At 68.9% G+C, this 16,807-nt stretch carries 13 protein-coding genes and 1 tRNA gene; 7 read left to right on the top strand and 7 right to left on the bottom strand.

Annotation, left to right across the window (positions count from 1 at the left end; all coding sequences use genetic code 11):
• Positions 1-7 precede the first annotated feature (7 nt).
• The gene (locus ABEU20_RS16885; RefSeq protein ID WP_013416686.1) at positions 8-1,216 is read left to right on the top strand and encodes an acyl-CoA dehydrogenase family protein; all 1,209 of its coding nucleotides are present in this window, start codon (positions 8-10) and stop codon (positions 1,214-1,216) included.
• A 445-nt stretch (positions 1,217-1,661) separates the two neighbouring features.
• Here ABEU20_RS16885 and ABEU20_RS16880 read toward each other — a convergent pair whose 3' ends face one another.
• The 3 genes from ABEU20_RS16880 to ABEU20_RS16870 all read right to left on the bottom strand — a co-directional run bounded on the left by ABEU20_RS16880 (position 1,662) and on the right by ABEU20_RS16870 (position 4,308).
• Entirely contained in the window at positions 1,662-2,138 is a 477-nt protein-coding gene (locus tag ABEU20_RS16880) for an Rv2732c family membrane protein (protein ID WP_420165521.1), read from the bottom strand.
• Positions 2,135-3,619, bottom strand: a complete 1,485-nt coding sequence (locus ABEU20_RS16875; protein WP_420165520.1) for a PepSY-associated TM helix domain-containing protein — start codon at positions 3,617-3,619, stop codon at positions 2,135-2,137. Before ABEU20_RS16875 ends, ABEU20_RS16880 begins: the two co-directional genes overlap by 4 nt.
• Before the next feature lie 152 nt (positions 3,620-3,771).
• On the bottom strand, positions 3,772-4,308 hold the full coding sequence (locus tag ABEU20_RS16870) for a hypothetical protein (RefSeq protein WP_420165519.1): 537 nt from the start codon (positions 4,306-4,308) through the stop codon (positions 3,772-3,774).
• A gap of 127 nt (positions 4,309-4,435) precedes the next feature.
• Between ABEU20_RS16870 and ABEU20_RS16865 the strand changes: the two genes are divergently transcribed.
• Entirely contained in the window at positions 4,436-6,079 is a 1,644-nt protein-coding gene (locus tag ABEU20_RS16865; RefSeq protein ID WP_420165518.1) for an acyl-CoA synthetase, read from the top strand.
• A gap of 176 nt (positions 6,080-6,255) precedes the next feature.
• Here ABEU20_RS16865 and ABEU20_RS16860 read toward each other — a convergent pair.
• A tRNA-Met gene (locus ABEU20_RS16860) sits at positions 6,256-6,332 on the bottom strand.
• Positions 6,333-6,790: 458 nt separating this feature from the next.
• On the opposite strand from ABEU20_RS16860, the gene ABEU20_RS16855 reads away from it, so the two are divergent.
• Positions 6,791-7,342, top strand: coding sequence for a transglycosylase family protein (locus ABEU20_RS16855; RefSeq protein ID WP_420165517.1), 552 nt, complete (start codon positions 6,791-6,793; stop codon positions 7,340-7,342).
• A gap of 84 nt (positions 7,343-7,426) precedes the next feature.
• On the opposite strand, the gene ABEU20_RS16850 is transcribed toward ABEU20_RS16855, so the two are convergent.
• Positions 7,427-10,345, bottom strand: coding sequence for a UPF0182 family protein (locus ABEU20_RS16850; RefSeq protein WP_420165581.1), 2,919 nt, complete (start codon positions 10,343-10,345; stop codon positions 7,427-7,429).
• A gap of 228 nt (positions 10,346-10,573) precedes the next feature.
• On the opposite strand from ABEU20_RS16850, the gene ABEU20_RS16845 reads away from it, so the two are divergent.
• A complete protein-coding gene (locus tag ABEU20_RS16845) occupies positions 10,574-11,158 on the top strand; it encodes a PPA1309 family protein (protein WP_420165580.1) in 585 nt (194 codons plus the stop codon).
• Here ABEU20_RS16845 and ABEU20_RS16840 read toward each other — a convergent pair.
• On the bottom strand, positions 11,155-12,189 hold the full coding sequence (locus tag ABEU20_RS16840; RefSeq protein ID WP_420165516.1) for a YlbL family protein: 1,035 nt from the start codon (positions 12,187-12,189) through the stop codon (positions 11,155-11,157). The two genes, ABEU20_RS16845 and ABEU20_RS16840, sit on opposite strands and share 4 nt — an antisense overlap.
• A gap of 111 nt (positions 12,190-12,300) precedes the next feature.
• Between ABEU20_RS16840 and ABEU20_RS16835 the strand changes: the two genes are divergently transcribed.
• Positions 12,301-13,743 (top strand): zinc-dependent metalloprotease, encoded by a 1,443-nt coding sequence (locus ABEU20_RS16835; protein ID WP_420165515.1) that lies wholly within the window; start codon positions 12,301-12,303, stop codon positions 13,741-13,743.
• On the opposite strand, the gene ABEU20_RS16830 is transcribed toward ABEU20_RS16835, so the two are convergent.
• Complete coding sequence (locus ABEU20_RS16830; RefSeq protein ID WP_420165514.1) at positions 13,740-14,345, bottom strand: M48 metallopeptidase family protein; 606 nt, start codon at positions 14,343-14,345, stop codon at positions 13,740-13,742. The genes ABEU20_RS16835 and ABEU20_RS16830 overlap by 4 nt on opposite strands.
• A gap of 157 nt (positions 14,346-14,502) precedes the next feature.
• On the opposite strand from ABEU20_RS16830, the gene ABEU20_RS16825 reads away from it, so the two are divergent.
• Positions 14,503-15,396 carry a hypothetical protein gene (locus ABEU20_RS16825; RefSeq protein ID WP_420165513.1) on the top strand — a complete coding sequence of 298 codons (894 nt, stop codon included), beginning with the start codon at positions 14,503-14,505 and terminating at the stop codon, positions 15,394-15,396.
• Between the two features lie 7 nt (positions 15,397-15,403).
• Entirely contained in the window at positions 15,404-16,747 is a 1,344-nt protein-coding gene (locus tag ABEU20_RS16820) for an ABC1 kinase family protein (RefSeq protein ID WP_420165512.1), read from the top strand.
• Positions 16,748-16,807: the final 60 nt, after the last annotated feature.

Below are 16,807 nucleotides of genomic sequence, written 5' to 3'. Positions count from 1 at the left end.
CCTTTCGATGATCAATCTCGAACTTCCCAAGAAGCTGAGGGCCTCTGCGAACCAGGCGCATCAGGTCGCAGCGCAGATCCTCCGTCCCGTGTCCCGCAAGTACGACCTCGCCGAGCACGAGTACCCCAAGGAACTCGACACCATGGCGGCCATGGTCGAGGGCCTCAACGACTCCGGGCAGGGCGCGTCCGGCGCCGCACTGGGCCGCGGTGACGAGCAGCCCAAGGCCGTGGGCAACACCAACGGCGGCAACATGGCGTCGCTGATGAACGTGATCGAAACCTGCTGGGGCGACGTGGGTCTGACCCTGTCGATCCCCTACCAGGGCCTCGGTAACTCGGCGATCGCCGCGGTCGCCACCGACGAGCAGCTCGAGCGCTTCGGCAAGGTGTGGGCGTCGATGGCCATCACCGAGCCCAGCTTCGGATCCGACTCGGCGGCCGTCACCACCACCGCCGTGCTCGACGGCGACGAGTGGGTCCTCAACGGCGAGAAGATCTTCGTCACCGCCGGTGAGCGCTCCACGCACGTCGTGGTGTGGGCCACGGTCGACAAGACGAAGGGCCGCGCCGCGATCAAGTCGTTCGTCGTCCCGCGTGAAGCGCCGGGCCTGAGCGTGGCCCGCCTCGAGCACAAGCTCGGCATCAAGGCGTCGGATACCGCCGTACTGCTGCTCCAGGACTGCCGCATCCCCAAGGACAACCTCCTGGGCGATCCGGAAGTGAACGTGGAGAAGGGCTTCGCGGGCGTCATGCAGACGTTCGACAACACCCGCCCCATCGTGGCCGGCATGGCCATCGGACTCGGCCGGGCCGCGCTCGAGGAGCTGCGCGGCATCCTGGAGGAGGCCGGCGTCGAGATCTCGTACGACACCCCGGCCTACAACCAGCACGCCGCTGCCGCCGAGTTCCTGGCGCTCGAGGCGGACTGGGAGGCGTCGTACCTGCTGGCGCTGCGCGCGGCGTGGATGGCCGACAACAAGAAGCCGAACTCGCTCGAGGCATCGATGTCGAAGGCCAAGGCCGGCCGCACCGGAACCGCGGTGTCGCTCAAGGCCGTCGAGCTCGCCGGCAGCTACGGCTACTCGCAGCGCCCACTGCTCGAGAAGTGGGCCCGCGACAGCAAGATCCTCGACATCTTCGAGGGCACCCAGCAGATCCAGCAGCTCATCATCGCTCGGCGCCTGCTGGGTAAGAGCTCGGCCGAGCTGAAGTAGCAGCGCCGATCGGCCGTTCGAGCCCCCGTCGCAGCTGCGGCGGGGGCTCGTTCCATTCCGGATCACCACCGGCCGAGACGCCGAAGCGCCTCCCGCGCATGGGTCGCGGGAGGCGCTTCGCATCGAGGGCTGAGGAGGCGCCTCGCCCTCGGGTCATTGGGTGCGCGGTTCGACGGCTCGCGCTCTCTCGCCGTCCGACGCGGTGTCGAAACCGGTCCACCGGTGTGAACTTTCACCAGCCACGAACACCGGGTCCGGGTGACGAGATGGACGTACCGTACCCCCGAGCCGACCGATGCGCCTCGCGATTCGGCCGAATACTTCAATCGGAGAAAACTGCACTGCAGTACATGTGTGACACGACTTGATGTACTGCAGTGCAACTTCTCATTCCTGGAGCCACGCCGCGACGTTCGGCGGCGTGACTCAGCACTGCAGGAGGGACTCAGCGCTCCAGGAGGTTGGAGCGTCCGGCGACCACCGGGATCCACAGCACCGCGAGGAGTGCCATCGCCGCCCACTCGATCAGCAGGCCGTAGCCGAGGCTGCCCGTCTCGGCGCTACGAACGCTGTGCTGCGACCAGTACGTCAACAAGCCCAGCGCCGTGCCGACCGTGACCCCGGCCATCGCGACCCACGCGAACACCCAACGTCGGGTCCAGGCCGCCAGCGCCGATGCCCCGATCCCGAACACCACCACGAACCACGTGAACAGTCGGGCCAGGGCCGCGACCTCGTCGTGGCCGCCGGCGAGTACCTGCCACGCCCGCAGACCGTCGACCTGCGGGGCCGCGAGGGCGATCAGGAGGACCAGCACGGTGGCCGCGATGAACGGCCCGCGCCCACGCGGGTCGACCTCGCGTGCCACCCGCGCCTCGATCGACGCGAGTTCGCGTCGCAGCAGCGACAGGTCGTCACTCATCTGCTCGTGCCGGTCGATGCTCGTCTGCGCTGAAACACACCGACGACCATATCGACGACGACGAACCCGAGCAGCGTCAGCCCCAACAGCGGCACGAACCATCCGACCAGTACGGAACCGATCACGATCGCGCCGATCGCGGCCGGATGCAGGCCTCGCAGGGCGCCCCGGCTCGGCGGTCGACCCCAGCGTTGCGCGCCACGGACCGGGCGACGCAGCCACCACATCCGATAGCCCAGCACGATCATGGCGAGCAGCGCGATCGCCAATGCCAGCAGCGCAACCTGATTCAGCAGACCGAACAGGATGCCCATGTGCAGGGCGATGCCCCACGTGGTGAGCTTCGCCGCTATCGGCCAGTCGGCGAACCGCGACTCGTCGGTGACCTGTCCGGTCGCGCCGTCGATAGCGACCGAATCCGTCGAGAACTGCCACGGCTGACGGGTCTGCGTCACCGTGAACGCGCTGTCCGCCGTCGCCGGGATCGACGCCTCCACCTCACCGGACACACCGACATTCGCGGCGACGGCGAGGACGTCGTCGATGCGTCCGACGTTGCCGTCCAGCACATCTGTGCCGGCCGGAGCAGGAGCATGCCCGCCGTGGCCCTCGTGCCCACCGGACGGAGCGGCGTCGGTGCCGGACAGCGTCTTCGCCACCGACGGCGTCGTCCAGCCCAGCGACGTCCGCAGGTCGGTGACGTTCTCGCCCGCGTACTTCGACCAGGTCAGGCCCGTCGCGGACAGGAACACGAGACCGATCGCGATCCACAGCCCGACGGCGCCGTGCCATCCGAGCGCCCGGTTGCGCCCGCGTGCACCCCGCTTGACGGTCCACAACCGGGGTGCGGCGGCCGCGCTGCGGGCCCAGGCCGTCCGGTAACGACGCACCCACAGGTAGACGCCACCGAGCGCGATCACCCACAGCCACGACGCCGCGAGTTCGCTGTAGAGCCGTCCGGGTTCACCGAGATGAAGGTGCCGGTGCAACTGCGAGATCCACGTCCGCAGCGGCAGCGCACTGCTGCTGCCGTAGGCGACGAGTTCGCCGACCGGCCGCGCGGTCACCGGATCGACGAACACCGAGAGCCGTTCGGACTCACCGAGCGTCGGATCGGTGAACAGCACCCGCGTGGTGCGGCCCTCCGCTGCGGACGGTCGTACCGCCGACACCGCCAGGTCGGGACGTGCGGCCTGCGCGGCCGCAACCTGCTCGCTGATCGGAGCCGCGGGACCGGTCGACTCGACGTGCAGGTAGTCGCGGTAGACGAACTGCTCGAGGGTGGGCGCGATCGCGTACAGGCCGCCACTGATCGCCGCGATCACGAGAAACGGCGCGACAAAGACGCCCGCGTAGAAGTGCAGCCGCAGTACCAGTCTGCGGAGTCCGCCGGGCGGGGACGAATCATTCGACGCCGGGCGAGATTTCGGCTCGTCGGAAATGCGCGCAGGGGTTGTCCCCACGTCTTCGGCAGCGTGCATGACACAGGCTCTTTCCTGAAGTCTCGGATCGGCGCGCGAAACGAACGCGCGCCGCAAGGAACCCGCCCACGGCCCCCGGCGCAGGGTTCTGCGGGGACATCGGCGGTGAAGACAACGGCAGACGCCGGACACGCGGGCGCGTGACCGGTCGGCTACCAGGAAAGTGCGGGCGGTCCGCGGGTTCCGCCCGCGGCGCGAACGACGCGAGTGATCGTCGGGTCGAGACGGCGGACGACGGTGGGCGTCCACCTCGGGAGATCAGGGACGGGCGGCGCGGACAGCACCGCGACGACGACCCGGAGCACCGATCCGGCGACGCTCGACAGCGCCCGTTCGGCGGCCCGGATCAACGCGACGCCGACGACGGTGGCCGCGGCGTGCGCGGCGAGCATCTGCGGGGTCAACTCCAGCCCGTGCGCATGCTCGGACGACAGCGTGAGCGTGAAGTGGCCGATACCCTGGCCCGCCGCCAGCATCAGCGCGAGCAGCACGAGCGGACCACGCCGGGCCCGCGCGGACGCGACCGCGGCGCCGACTACCGCACTCGCTGCGACCAGCAGCACGACGGCCTCGTCCCGAGGGAACGCAGATCCGCCGCCGAGGCCGTGCGCCGCGATGCTGATCGCACCGGACAGCGCACCGACGATCGTGCCGCGCAGGTGCGCGGCGGCGTCGGCTCCGGATTCCACTCCGCGAGACTAGCTGTCGTCGTCGGGACCGCCGCTGCCCGGGAACCGTCGGACCAGGACGAATTTCCCCACTGTGATGCACATCACCGCTAGTCTGGGGCTGCCGACGTCACCGATGGGAGCAACCATGCAGGACGTTCTGACGAAGATCACCGACACACTCAGCGCGGTGCGCGTGATGCAGCGGTCCGGTCTCATCCCCTTTCCCCGCGTCGACGAGGGCATCCGGGTCCTCCTCGCCGTCGACAAGTACGGACCGTTCGCCGGCTCGGTGCATGCCCACGCCGCGGCCGGCCACGGCCGGACCGCCCTCGTCGACGAACGCGGCACACTCACGTACCGCGAACTCGAGGCCCAATCGAATGCGCTGGTGCGGGCCTGGAAGGCCGAGGGCATCGGCGTCGGCACGTGCGTCGGGGCGATGTGCCGCAACCACCGTGGCCTGATCCTCACCATGCTCGCCGCTGCCAAGAGCGGCGTGCGCCTGGTGCTGATGAACACCGGCTTCGCGCGCCCCCAGCTGGTCGACGTCGCGGCGCGGGAGAAGGTCCAGGTCTTCGTCTTCGACAGCGAGTTCACCGACATCGCCGACGCCCTGCCGTCCGACGTCACGCCGCTGCTGTCGTGGATCGACGAACCGGTGCGCACTCCCCCGGCCGAGACCCCACCCCGCACCCTCGACGACCTGATCGCCGGACAGTCCACCGACACGGTGCCCGCCCCCGAACAGCCCGGCGTCTTCATCCTGCTCACGAGCGGCACCACCGGCACCCCCAAGGGCGCACCGCGCGGGCACACCTCGCCCTTCGTCACCGCACAGTTCCTCGACCGGATCCCGTTGCGCCCCAAACAGACCATGCTGATGGCGGCGCCCGCGTTCCACGGCACCGGCATCTCACAGCTGGGGCTCGGGATGGCGCTCGAGAACACCGTGGTGATGCAGCGCCGCTTCGACCCGGAGACCACCGTCCGGTTGATCGCCGAGCACCGCGCCGACACGCTGGTGCTGGTGCCGACGATGCTGCAGAGAATCATCGATCTCGGACCCGACGTGCTCGGCAGGTACGACACCTCGTCGCTGAAGGTGATCTTCGCGGCCGGATCCGCCATCCCCCCGGATCTGTGCATCCGCACGCAGCAGGCGTTCGGGAAGGTGCTGCACAACTTCTACGGCTCCACCGAGGTCGCCGCCGTCACCGTCGCCACCCCGGACGACCTCGAACGGGCCCCCGGCACGGCCGGACGACCGCCCGCGACCTGCCACATCGCGCTGTTCGACGACGCCGGCAAGCGCATCGAGGAACCGGACGTGGTGGGACGCATCTTCGCCAAGTCCGGCCTGAGCTTCGAGGGCTACACCGACGGCCGCGACAAGGAACGCATCGACGGCATGCTCTCCACCGGCGACGTCGGCCACTTCGACGGCGACGGACTGCTGTTCGTCGACGGGCGCGACGACGACATGATCGTCTCGGGCGGCGAGAACGTCTACCCGCTCGAGGTCGAGAACCTCATTGCCGAGCGGCCCGACGTCCTCGAGGTCGCGGTGATCGGAGTGGAGGACGACGAGTTCGGCCACCGACTGCGGGCCTTCGTCGTCGCGGCGGCCACGTCCACGCGCGATCCCGACGAGATCCGTGCCCACGTGAAGTCGAACCTGGCGCGCTACAAGGTGCCCCGCGACGTCGTCTTCATCGAGGAACTACCCCGCAACGCAACCGGCAAACTGTTGCGCCGCGTGCTGGTGGAGATGGAGATCGAGGCCCCCTGACCGGACTCGGAGCAGCACGCCACTCGGGCGAGCGAGCCGAGTCCGCTCGATATCGCCTACACCCTGGACGTCATCTCACCCGAGCTGCAGGCAATCTCCGGGTGCGCGACCACGACGACACACAACCGAGCACAAAGGAAGAACCCCCGCCCTGAATCAGGACGGGGGTTCTTCGTTGGTAGCGGGGACAGGATTTGAACCTGCGACCTCTGGGTTATGAGCCCAGCGAGCTACCGAGCTGCTCCACCCCGCGATGCATGAACGAAGTTACACGAGCGCCGGAACGGAAGGCAAATCGCCTGGAGTGGGGGCGACTTCGCCCCCACTCAACCGGGCCGAGGCGCTGCGCGAGTGAGCCGGATCACGAAAACTCGGTAATCCATCTCACATAACAGGCATGTAACGGAGCAGGGTTGGAACGACAACGCGCCGCTCCGACCTGGGAATACGCCGCGTTGTAGCACTTTCAAACGGGTTGACCGGCCTGTTTCGTCGACATGACTTTCCGGCCGACGTCGCCGTACGTTCGTTACCAGCTCGTGATGTTCGAGTGCAGGACCGACCCGCCGCTGCCAGCTCTGCCCCCGCGGGATCCGGACGAACACAAACCCTTCGAGGGGCAGGGACGCGACACCGCGAACACCGCACGCCCGGGACGACACCCGTCTCCCGCCGGTGCCCGTCGCGTCGGCGCAGGAGAGGAACACCCGCATGACCGACACCAGCTTCACCAAGCGCGCCCTCGGCTGGGCCGCCGTCACCGGCGCCCTCGTCGCGGTCCCGTTCGCCGCAGGCACCGCCACCGCGAGCGCCGCCACCCACAACTGGGACGGCGTCGCGCAGTGCGAGAGCGGCGGCAACTGGGCCATCAACACCGGCAACGGCTACTCCGGCGGACTGCAGTTCTCGCAGAGCACGTGGGCGGCCAACGGCGGCACCGGATCCCCCCACACCGCCTCCAAGGAGGAGCAGATCCGCGTCGCCGAGAACACGCTCGCGTCTCAGGGCCCCGGGGCGTGGCCCACGTGTGGCCAGTACCTGACCGCGGCCGAGCCGGCGCCCATCGCCGAGCCCGTCCCGGCCCCCGCACCGGCCGCCGCGCCGGCTCCGATGTCGGCGCCCTCCGCCGCCGACCTCGTCGACCAGGCTGTGAAGCTTGCCGGCGACACCGCTGCTCAGCACGGCTACGGCGACCAGTTCCAGCAGCTGCTCGACGCTCACGGCAGCACCGTCACCGACGTGAAGGCCGCGCTCACCCGCTGAGCCCCACAACGTCGAAGGGACCCTTCGTGCGCTCGATGCGTACGAAGGGTCCCTTCAGTCGTCACGGGATTCGCGACCTACCGATCAGCCACCGGCCGACTGGTAGGAATTGACCGCCTTCTGCAGGCGCTCGAGCGCCTCACCGTAGGCCTTGAAGTCGCCGCCCGACTGCGCCGACTGCAGGTTCGCCAGTGCCGCATCCAGTTCCGCGACCGCGGCTGCCTTGTCCGGCGTCTGGCCGGCCGCAGGTGGGGCCGGCGTGGGCGCGGGCGTCTGGCCACCCGTCTCGGCCGGTTTCGCGGGCTCACCGCTGGGCCTGGTCGCCGAGCTGCCCGTGCCCGAGCCGAACACCTGATCCAGTGCCTCGGCCAGCGTCGGTGCGTAACCGACCCGGATACCGGTGGTGTCGGTGAAGCTGACCATCACCCTGGCGAGCTGCGGGAAGGCGTTCGCCGAGTTGCGCTGCGTGTACAGCGGCTCGACGTAGAGGATCCCGCCGTCCGCGATCGGCAGCGTCAACAGGTTTCCGAAGATCACCTTGTTCGACTGCCGCAACAGCGCCAACTCGCTCGCCACGCGCGGATCCGACGTCATCGCCGACTGCGCCTGCTGCGGACCCTGCGTCTGTGTGTTGGTCGGCAACTGCAGCACCCGGAACTTGCCGTAGTTCTCGGGATCCGACTGCACCGAGATGTACGCCGACAGCAGCTCACGCTGGTAGCCGACCATCGGGCTCGTCAGGACGAACTGCGGTTTCGCCGTCTCCGGATTACCTGCCAGCACATAGTACGGCGGCTGGTTCTTGTCCGTCTCGACCGTCGGGTCGCTCGGCACCGACCAGAACGCGTTGTTGCTGAAGAACTCGCCCGGATCGTCCACGTGGTACTTCGCGAGCATCTCGCGCTGCACCTTGAACAGATCCTCCGGGTACCTGAAGTGCGCCTGCAGGTCGGGGGTCACCTCGGACTTGGGCTTGACCGTGTCCGGGAAGACGCCCATCCACGCCGAGAGCACCGGATCCTTGTCGTCCACCTGGTACAGCGTCACCGTGCCGTCGTACGCGTCGACGGTGGCCTTCACCGAGTTGCGGATGTACGAGACTTCCTTCTTCGGCAGCATGCGGCCGTTGGCCTGGTTGGTGCTGTCCTGCACCAGACCGTCGAGGGAGGAGCGCTGCGCATACGGGTAGTTGTCGAGCGTGGTGTACGCGTCGACGATCCACTGCATGCGCCCGTTGACCACCGCCGGGTACACGGTGCCGTCCGTGGTCAGCCACGGCGCCACCTTGTTCACGCGGTCCGCGGGATCGCGGTTGTAGATGATCTTCGAATCCGAGCCGATGGCACCGGAGAACAAAATGTTGCGCTCGGTGTACTTGGCGGCGAACGCCAGGCGGTTGAACCAGTTCCCGATTCCGACGCCGCCCTCACCGGTGTAGGTGTACTTGCGCGAGTCGGTGTCGTACTCGCGAGGAGCACTGCCCGGCTCACCGCCCACGATGGCGTAGTCCGCGTCCGACGACGCGATCACCGGGCCGTAGTAGCTGCGCGGATTCTCGACTGCGAGCGCCGGATCCGCCGGCTTCGTCTCCAGGTCGCTGACGCTGTAGATCGGGTAGCCGCCCGTGTTGTTCTGGGTGTCGCCGCTGACCGCCGTGACCTGGTTCGCGTATGCCGCGACGAAGCCGTTGCCGTGCGTGTACACGGTGTGCTTGTTGATCCAGTCCGTCTGGTTGCCCTGCAGGCTCGACGGCGACAGCTCGCGGGCCGCGACGACGAAGTCACGGAGCGTGCCGTCCATCTCGTAGCGGTCGATGTTGAGCGACTTCGGGAACGCGTAGAAGTTCTTCAGCTGCTGCTGCGCCGTGAACGTCGGCGAGAGCACGTTCGGATCCAGCAGACGCGTGTTCGCAATGGTCGTGACGTCCGCCGGAACCTCCTTGGGCTCCTTGGTCGACGAGCCCGAATAGTCGACGTATTCGACGGTCTGATCGGTGATCCCGTACGCCTGCCGGGTCGCCGTGATGTTCCGTTCGATGTACGTCCGTTCCTTGTCGGCAGCGTTCGGCTTGACCGAGAACTGCTCGACGACCAGCGGGTACACGGCGCCGACCAGAACCGACGACAGCACCAGCAGCGCGACGGCCATCGCGGGGATCCGCAGATCCCGCAGGAAGATCGCTGCGAAGAACGCAATGGCACAGATGACGGCGATCGCCAGCATGATCAGCTTCGCCGGCAGCACCGCGTTGATGTCGGTGTAACCGGCACCGGTGAAAGTAGGCTCCTTGCGCGAACTCGACAGCAATGCGTACCGGTCGAACCAGTACGAGATCGCCTTGAGCAGCACGAACGTGCCGGCGAGCACGGCGAGCTGCACGCGCGCGGACCGGGTCAGCGCGCCCTGACGCCCGCTGAGCCGCAGCCCACCGAAGACGTAGTGCGTGATCAGGCTCGCGAAGAACGCGATGACCACGGCGACGAACAGCCAGTTCAGCACGAACTGGTAGAACGGCAGGTCGAACGAGTAGAACCCGATGTCCTTACCGAACTGCGGGTCCGTGATCCCGAAATCCTTGCCGTTGAGGAACAGCTGCACCGTCGACCAGCTGGCCTGTCCAGCGAGACCGGCGAACAGGCCGATCACGACGGGAATGCCGATGCCGAACAGCTTCTGCCGCGTCATCACCGCGGTGCGGTAACGCGCCACCGGGTCGTTCGAGCCCGGCGAGGGCAGGAACATCGGACGCGATCGATAGGCCAGCAGCAGCGCCAGCCACACGATCGCACCCACGATGAGACCGACCACGAAGAACAGCGCGATCCGAGTCAGCAGAACCCTGCTGAACACGCTGCGGAAATCGACCTCACCGAACCACAACCAGTCCGTGTAGATGTCGATGAATCGTGGGCCGACCAGCAACAGTGCTGCGGCGATCAACGCCAGGATCAGCAGCACGCGTGTGCGTTTCGACAACGAAGGTAAACCGGCGGGGGGCCTCATGCCCACGTGCCACTCTCCCAACAATCCGGCGACGCCTTCGCGCCGCAGCCAATGCACCGTCCAGCGTCACCTGAGAGTGACCGTTTCGTCCCACTCTACGTAACCACCCGCCGACGTCGCGCCCCGTGACCGAACCACGGTGCCGACGGGCCATGGTGCAAGGATAAGGATGTGATCGATAGCGATGGTGTTTTCCACGGGGACGGGTTCTCGCGCAACAGCGGAAATGTGAGCCTGTCCAGCGAATCCTTGAGCCGATGCGTGCACGAGGTGATCGACTTCGTCGACGCCGGAGGGTGGGGTCAGCCGCCGACGGTCTTCGCCATCGTCCCGACGGCGCTCGTCGCCGCGGCCGAGCCGTCACTCCTCGACCAGTTGGACGACGGCGCCGAACTCACCCCGATCGAGCAGGAGTCGCTGCCCGACGACGTCGAGGGCGGCTCCCCCGCACTCGACGAGTTCCTCGCCACGACCACGTGGCCGTCCGAGGTGGTCGGCTGCGCACTGGTGCAGGAGATCGTGGTGTTGCCGCCCGAGGCGGAATCCGACCTGGACGACGCGGTCGCCCCGACGCTCGCCGATCGGCACGCCGCGAACGAGGCCGCCCGGACCACCGCGGAGTCGCACCCCGATCGGCGTGAGGCCCGGCTGATCGCCGCCGTGCTGCGAGACGGTCCCTCACTCGCGCTGCTGCAGCTGCGGCCGACGGACGACGACGACCCGTTCGCCGGGATCGAACTGCGCACGTACGACAACCTCGCGCCCGGTGTCGTCTCCGCGCTGTACGCGACGCTCGACGCGGACGAGCTCTAACAGCTGGGTGCCGGTCGGCCCTCGTTGATGTCGGCGAGGGCGTCGACCGCGCCACCGAGGCTCTCGACCTTCACCAGGTCGAGGCCGTCGGGCCGGTTCGCCACGGCCTCGTCGCAGTTCTTCGCGGGCACCAGGAACGTGGTGGCGCCGGCTTCCTTCGCGGCGATCATCTTGTAGGGAATGCCGCCGATCGGCCCGACGTCCCCGTCGGGGTCGATCGTGCCGGTACCGGCGACGAAGTCGCCGCCGTTCAGTTCGCCCGGGCTCAGCTTGTCGACCACGGCGAGGCTGAACATCAGACCAGCCGACGGCCCGCCGATGTCGGCGAGGTTGAAGTCGATCGTGAACGGCACCTCGGGCACCGTGCTGGCACCGACACCGAGGTAGCCGCGGTTCGCGTCGGCGCCGTCCGCGTGGGGGCGGGAACCGAGGGTCACGGGGGCGGTGGTCTCCACACCGTCACGCACGAAGGTGATGTCGACGGTGGATCCGGCCCCGGCCGCGCCGACAGCCTCCTGCAGTTCCTCGACGCTCTCGACGGGGGTGTCGCCGACCCGCAGCACGCGGTCGCCCTCGCGCAGCACCCCGGCGGCGGGGCCACCCTCGCCGACGGTGCCGATCTCGACGGCCACGGGCAGATTCAGAAACCGGAGAGCTGCGATCTCGGCACTGTTCTCCGACTTGGCGAACTGTGCCGAGTTCTCTTCCTGCACCTCGTCCTTGGACTTCTGCGGCGGGTACACCTCCTCGCGGGGCACCAACCCCTGCCGCCCGCTGACCCACAGACCGAGCGCGTCGAAGAGCGTCAGCTTGTCGCGCACCGCGACCGTCGTCATGTTGAGGTTGCCGCTCGTGGGGTCCAGTGCGGTGCCCTCGATCTCGACCACGGGTCGGCCGTCGATGTCGCCGAGCGTGTTGAAAGTGGGGCCGGGGCCGAGGGCGACGAACGGGACCTTCACCGTCGTTCCGAGGACTCCCAGCACCAGGACCGGGGCCAACGTAGCCAGCAGGGTCACCATCCGTCGGTTCACCTGGCCAGGATAGAGGCCGCCGCGCCGCGCACGGCCGGGCCCCGGGTGGTGTTCGCCGTGAGCGTGATCTCCGTACGGGCCATGCGCCCCCGCGCCTTGTACCGTTGAACTATGAGCGATCTGCCCTTTGGCTTCTCCAACTCAGACGACGACCCGGACCGCAAGAAGGATTCGGCGGGCCGCGAGCAAGGCGGGGGTCAGGGGGGTTCGGCCGGTCAGCCGTTCGGGTTCGACCCGAGCGCCTTCGGCCTGGGTGGCGCGGGCGCTCCCGGCGGCGGCGGGTTCGATCCTGCCGCGCTGGGCCAGATGCTCAGCCAGTTCGGCCAGATGCTCAGCGGCATGGGTAGCGCGATGGGCAAGGGCGACCAATCCGGTCCCGTGAACTACGAGATCGCCAAGAACATCGCCCGCCAGCAGATCGGCTCGGTCACGCCGGTCGGCGAGAGCACCGCGTCCGCCGTCTCCGACGCGGCCCGCCTCGCGGAACTGTGGCTCGACGGTGCGACGACGCTCCCCGCCGGCGCCACCCGCACCCTCGCGTGGACCGCCGACGACTGGCTCGACGGCACCCTCGACACGTGGAAGCGGCTGTGCGACCCCGTCGCCGAGCAGGTCTCCGGCATGTGGGTGCAGGGCCTGCCCGAGGAGGCACGCACCATGATCGGCCCGATGGCCGGAATGTTCACCCAGATGGGTGGTCTCACGTTCGGTTCCCAGCTCGGCCAGGCGCTCGGCCAGCTGTCGAAGGAGGTTCTCACCTCCACCGACATCGGCCTGCCGCTCGGCCCGGCCGGCACCGCGGCCCTCCTGCCCGCCGCGATCGAAGCCTTCAGTGAGGGGCTCGAGCAGCCGCACCGCGAGGTGCTCGTCTTCATCGCCGCGCGCGAGGCCGCGTACCAGCGTCTCTACAACCACGTTCCGTGGCTGCGTCAGCGCCTGCTGTCGACCGTCGAGGACTACGCGCGCGGCATCAAGATGGACTTCTCCGCGATCGAGGAGGCCGCGCAGGGCCTCGACCCGTCGGCGCTCACCGATCCGTCGCAGCTCGAGAAGATCCTGCAGCAGGGCGCGTTCGAACCGCAGACCACGCCCGAGCAGAAGCAGGCACTCGAACGTCTCGAGACAATGCTGGCCCTGGTCGAGGGCTGGGTGGAGACCGTCGTCGCGGAGGCGCTGGGCGAGCGCCTGCCCGGTGTCGCCGCGCTCACCGAGACACTTCGCCGCCGCCGCGCGACCGGCGGCCCCGCCGAACAGACGTTCGCGACGCTCGTCGGCCTCGAGCTCCGCCCGCGCAAGGTCCGCGAGGCAGCGCAGCTGTGGCGCCGGCTCACCGCCGACACCGGCGTCGACGCCCGCGACGGCGTGTGGGCGCACCCCGACCTGTTGCCCGACTCGTCCGACCTGGACAACCCGGCCGCGTTCGTCGACCGTGTCCTCGGGGGCGGCGAGGCCAGCTCGTTCCACGATCCGATCGCGCAGCTCGAGCAGACCGAGGCGCGCGAGCGGGAGGAGAAGAACCGCGAGCAGGGCGACGCGGGAGAGTCCGAGGCCTAGTCGAAGCCGACGGTGTCGTCGTCGGCGGCGCACTCGTCCGCGTCGCCGCCCTGCAGGCCCGGTTGGCGCGTCACCACCGCGTACGCCTCGAGGTAACCCATCGCGCGCTCGGTGCGTGGGTACTGCCGGACCTCGCGCCAGAACCGCTCGTTGTGGCCGCCCGTGACGTACAGGTGCACGAGTTCGTGCACCAGCACGTAGTCCAGCACGTAGGCCGGCACCGTCCGCAGCAGTTCGCTCATGCGGATGGTGCCGTCCACCGGCGTGCACGACGCCCAGCGCGTCTTCATCGACGGCACCCACCGCACCGACACGGGCTCGGCTGCGCCGCCGAGCCAGCGCGCGGACAGCCGGGCGGCGCGCTCGGCCAGTTCCACGTCGCTGCGTTCGGCGCGGCTCGCGGCGCGGCGATCCGCCCGCTCGAGCTTCTCGATCATCTCGGCAACCAGATCGGCCTCGGCCTTCCGCGACAGACCGGTCGGCATCAACACCACGACCTTGTCGCCCTCGCGGCGCGCACTCACCGTCCGCCGCCTGCGTGCGCTTCGGCGGATCTCCACCTCGGGACCCGCACCGCTCTTCGACGTCTCCGACCCAGTCACGGGCCATCACGCTAGCGGCCCGGGCCGACACCGCCGCACGCGGATTTCGCACCGATCCGCCGCGCCCGGGTAAACCCCAGTTCACGGCGCACTTTCTCCTGTGGATAACCCCCGGTATCCGGCAGGATTCCGTCGTCCGGGATGAGATCGTCCGTCCATGACCACGCCAGTCGCCCCGCACCTGCGACGTCTCGTCCTCGATCCCCGGCTACCCATCCTGGTCCGGCCCAGCGGTCGGATCCAGATCGGGTGGGATCCCGAGAGTTCGATGATCCTGACGCCGCCCGCATCCGTGGATCCGCAGGCCCTCGTCTCGGTGCTGGGACTTCTCGACGGGCGCACGTCCCGGCCCGGCGTCGTGTGGCGGGCGGTGGAGCACGGCATCGCTCCGGCGGACATCTCGACGATCCTGAGCGAGCTGGAGGAGGCCGGGGTGTTGCGGCCCGCCCCGACACAACCGGACCCCGCCCCGGTCATCCGCGTGCACGGGCGCGGTCCGCTGGCCGACGCGATCTCGACCTCGCTCGCCGCCGGACCGGCGCGGGTGAGCCGGTCCACCCACTTCACCACCGACACCGACGTCACGACGTGGAACTGCCTGTGCGTCGTGCTCACCGACGACCTCGTCGTCGATCCCCGCCTCGTGGACGCGCTGCTCGTGGCCGGAATCCCGCACCTGCACGTCCGCCTGCGGGACGGCCGGGGCGTCGTGGGCCCGCTCGTCCTGCCGGGCAGTACGAGCTGTCTACGGTGCGCGGACCTCACGCGGTCCGACGCGGACGAGGAGTGGCCGCACGTGGCCGCGCAACTGCTCGGCCGGGTCGGTCACGCCGGCCCGGCAACAGTGCTGGCCACCACGGCCGTCACGCTGGGACAGCTGGAACTGGTGCTCTCGCGCACGGCGTATCCCGCGCCGGCGAGCCTGGACGCGACACTCGAGATCGACCTGGGAACCCACCGGTTCGCGGTCCGCGAGTGGCCCCGGGACCCGCGGTGTGGATGCTCACGTTCCGCAATCTTCTTGGACGAACCCCCGAATCTTCCGCCATGATGGTCTGGTGTCCGACATCCCACGCAGAAGCACCGCCCGCACCGCCAAGCTCGCGAGCATTCCGCTGGGTATCGCCGGCCGGGCGGCGATGGGCTTCGGGCGGAAGCTGGCCGGTGGCGATCGGGACGAGATCGACGCCCAGCTGACCGCCAAGGCTGCCGAGCAGCTGTTCACCGTGCTCGGGGAACTCAAGGGCGGTGCGATGAAGCTCGGGCAGGCGCTCAGCGTCATGGAGGCGGCCATCCCGGAGGAGTTCGCCGAGCCCTACCGCGAGGCACTCACCAAGCTGCAGGCCGAGGCACCGCCGCTGCCCGCCAAGCAGGTGCACCGGGTCCTCGATCAGCAACTCGGCACCAAGTGGCGTGAGCGCTTCGCCGAGTTCGACGACACCCCGACCGCGTCGGCGAGCATCGGTCAGGTGCACCGGGCGGTGTGGGCCGACGGTCGCGAAGTGGCCGTCAAGGTCCAGTACCCCGGCGCCGACGAGGCCCTGCGCGCGGACCTCAAGACGCTGACCCGGTTCGCCGGACTGTTCACGTCGGTGATGCCGGGAACCGACATCAAGCCGATTCTCGACGAACTGAGCGCGCGCACCGAGGAGGAACTCGACTACCGGATCGAGGCCGACAATCAGCGCGCCTTCGCCAAAGCGTTCCACGGCGATTCCCGGTTCGTGGTGCCGCGGGTGGTCGCGAGCGCGCCCAAGGTCGTCGTCACCGAGTGGATGTCCGCCACCCCGCTGTCGGCGATCATCACCGGTGGCACGGCGGAGCAGCGCAACACCGCCGGTGCGCTGCTCGCAGAGTTCCATTTCGTCTCGCCGGCGCGGGTCGGGCTGCTGCACTGTGATCCGCACCCGGGCAACTTCATGCTGCACGACGACGGGCGCCTCGGAATCATCGACTTCGGCGCCACCGCCCCCATGCCGAACGGACTGCCCCCGGTGCTCGGCCGCATGGTCCGGCTCAATCTCGAGGAACGCTTCGACGAACTTGCGGAGCTCTTACGCGCCAACGGTTTCGTCCTGCCGGGCCGGACGGTCACCGATCAGGAGATCGCCGACTACCTGCGCCCGTTCACCGATCCGATCCGCACCGAGTCCTTCCACTTCACTCGCGCGTGGCTGCAGAAGGCCGCCGGCACGGCGACCGACCTGTCGGGCGCACACTTCCGGACCGCGCGAGCCCTCAACCTGCCCGCCGAGTACCTGATGATCTTCCGGGTGCTGCTGGGTTCGGTGGGCATCTGCGCCCAGCTCGACGCCTACGCGCCGTACATGGCGATCCTCACCAAGTGGTTGCCGGGATTCTCCGACGACGCCGACGACCTCGAAAGCCTCGACGGCGCATAGGCCACCGCTCGTCCGATACGCCGCCACACGGCCGAATGTCACACGGGTTCCGTCGGACTG

Source organism: Rhodococcus parequi, from assembly GCF_046042785.1.
GTDB lineage: Bacteria > Actinomycetota > Actinomycetes > Mycobacteriales > Mycobacteriaceae > Prescottella > Prescottella parequi.
The sequence above is the reverse complement of the archived record's forward strand: the minus strand, read 5'-3'. Positions and strand labels throughout refer to the sequence as shown.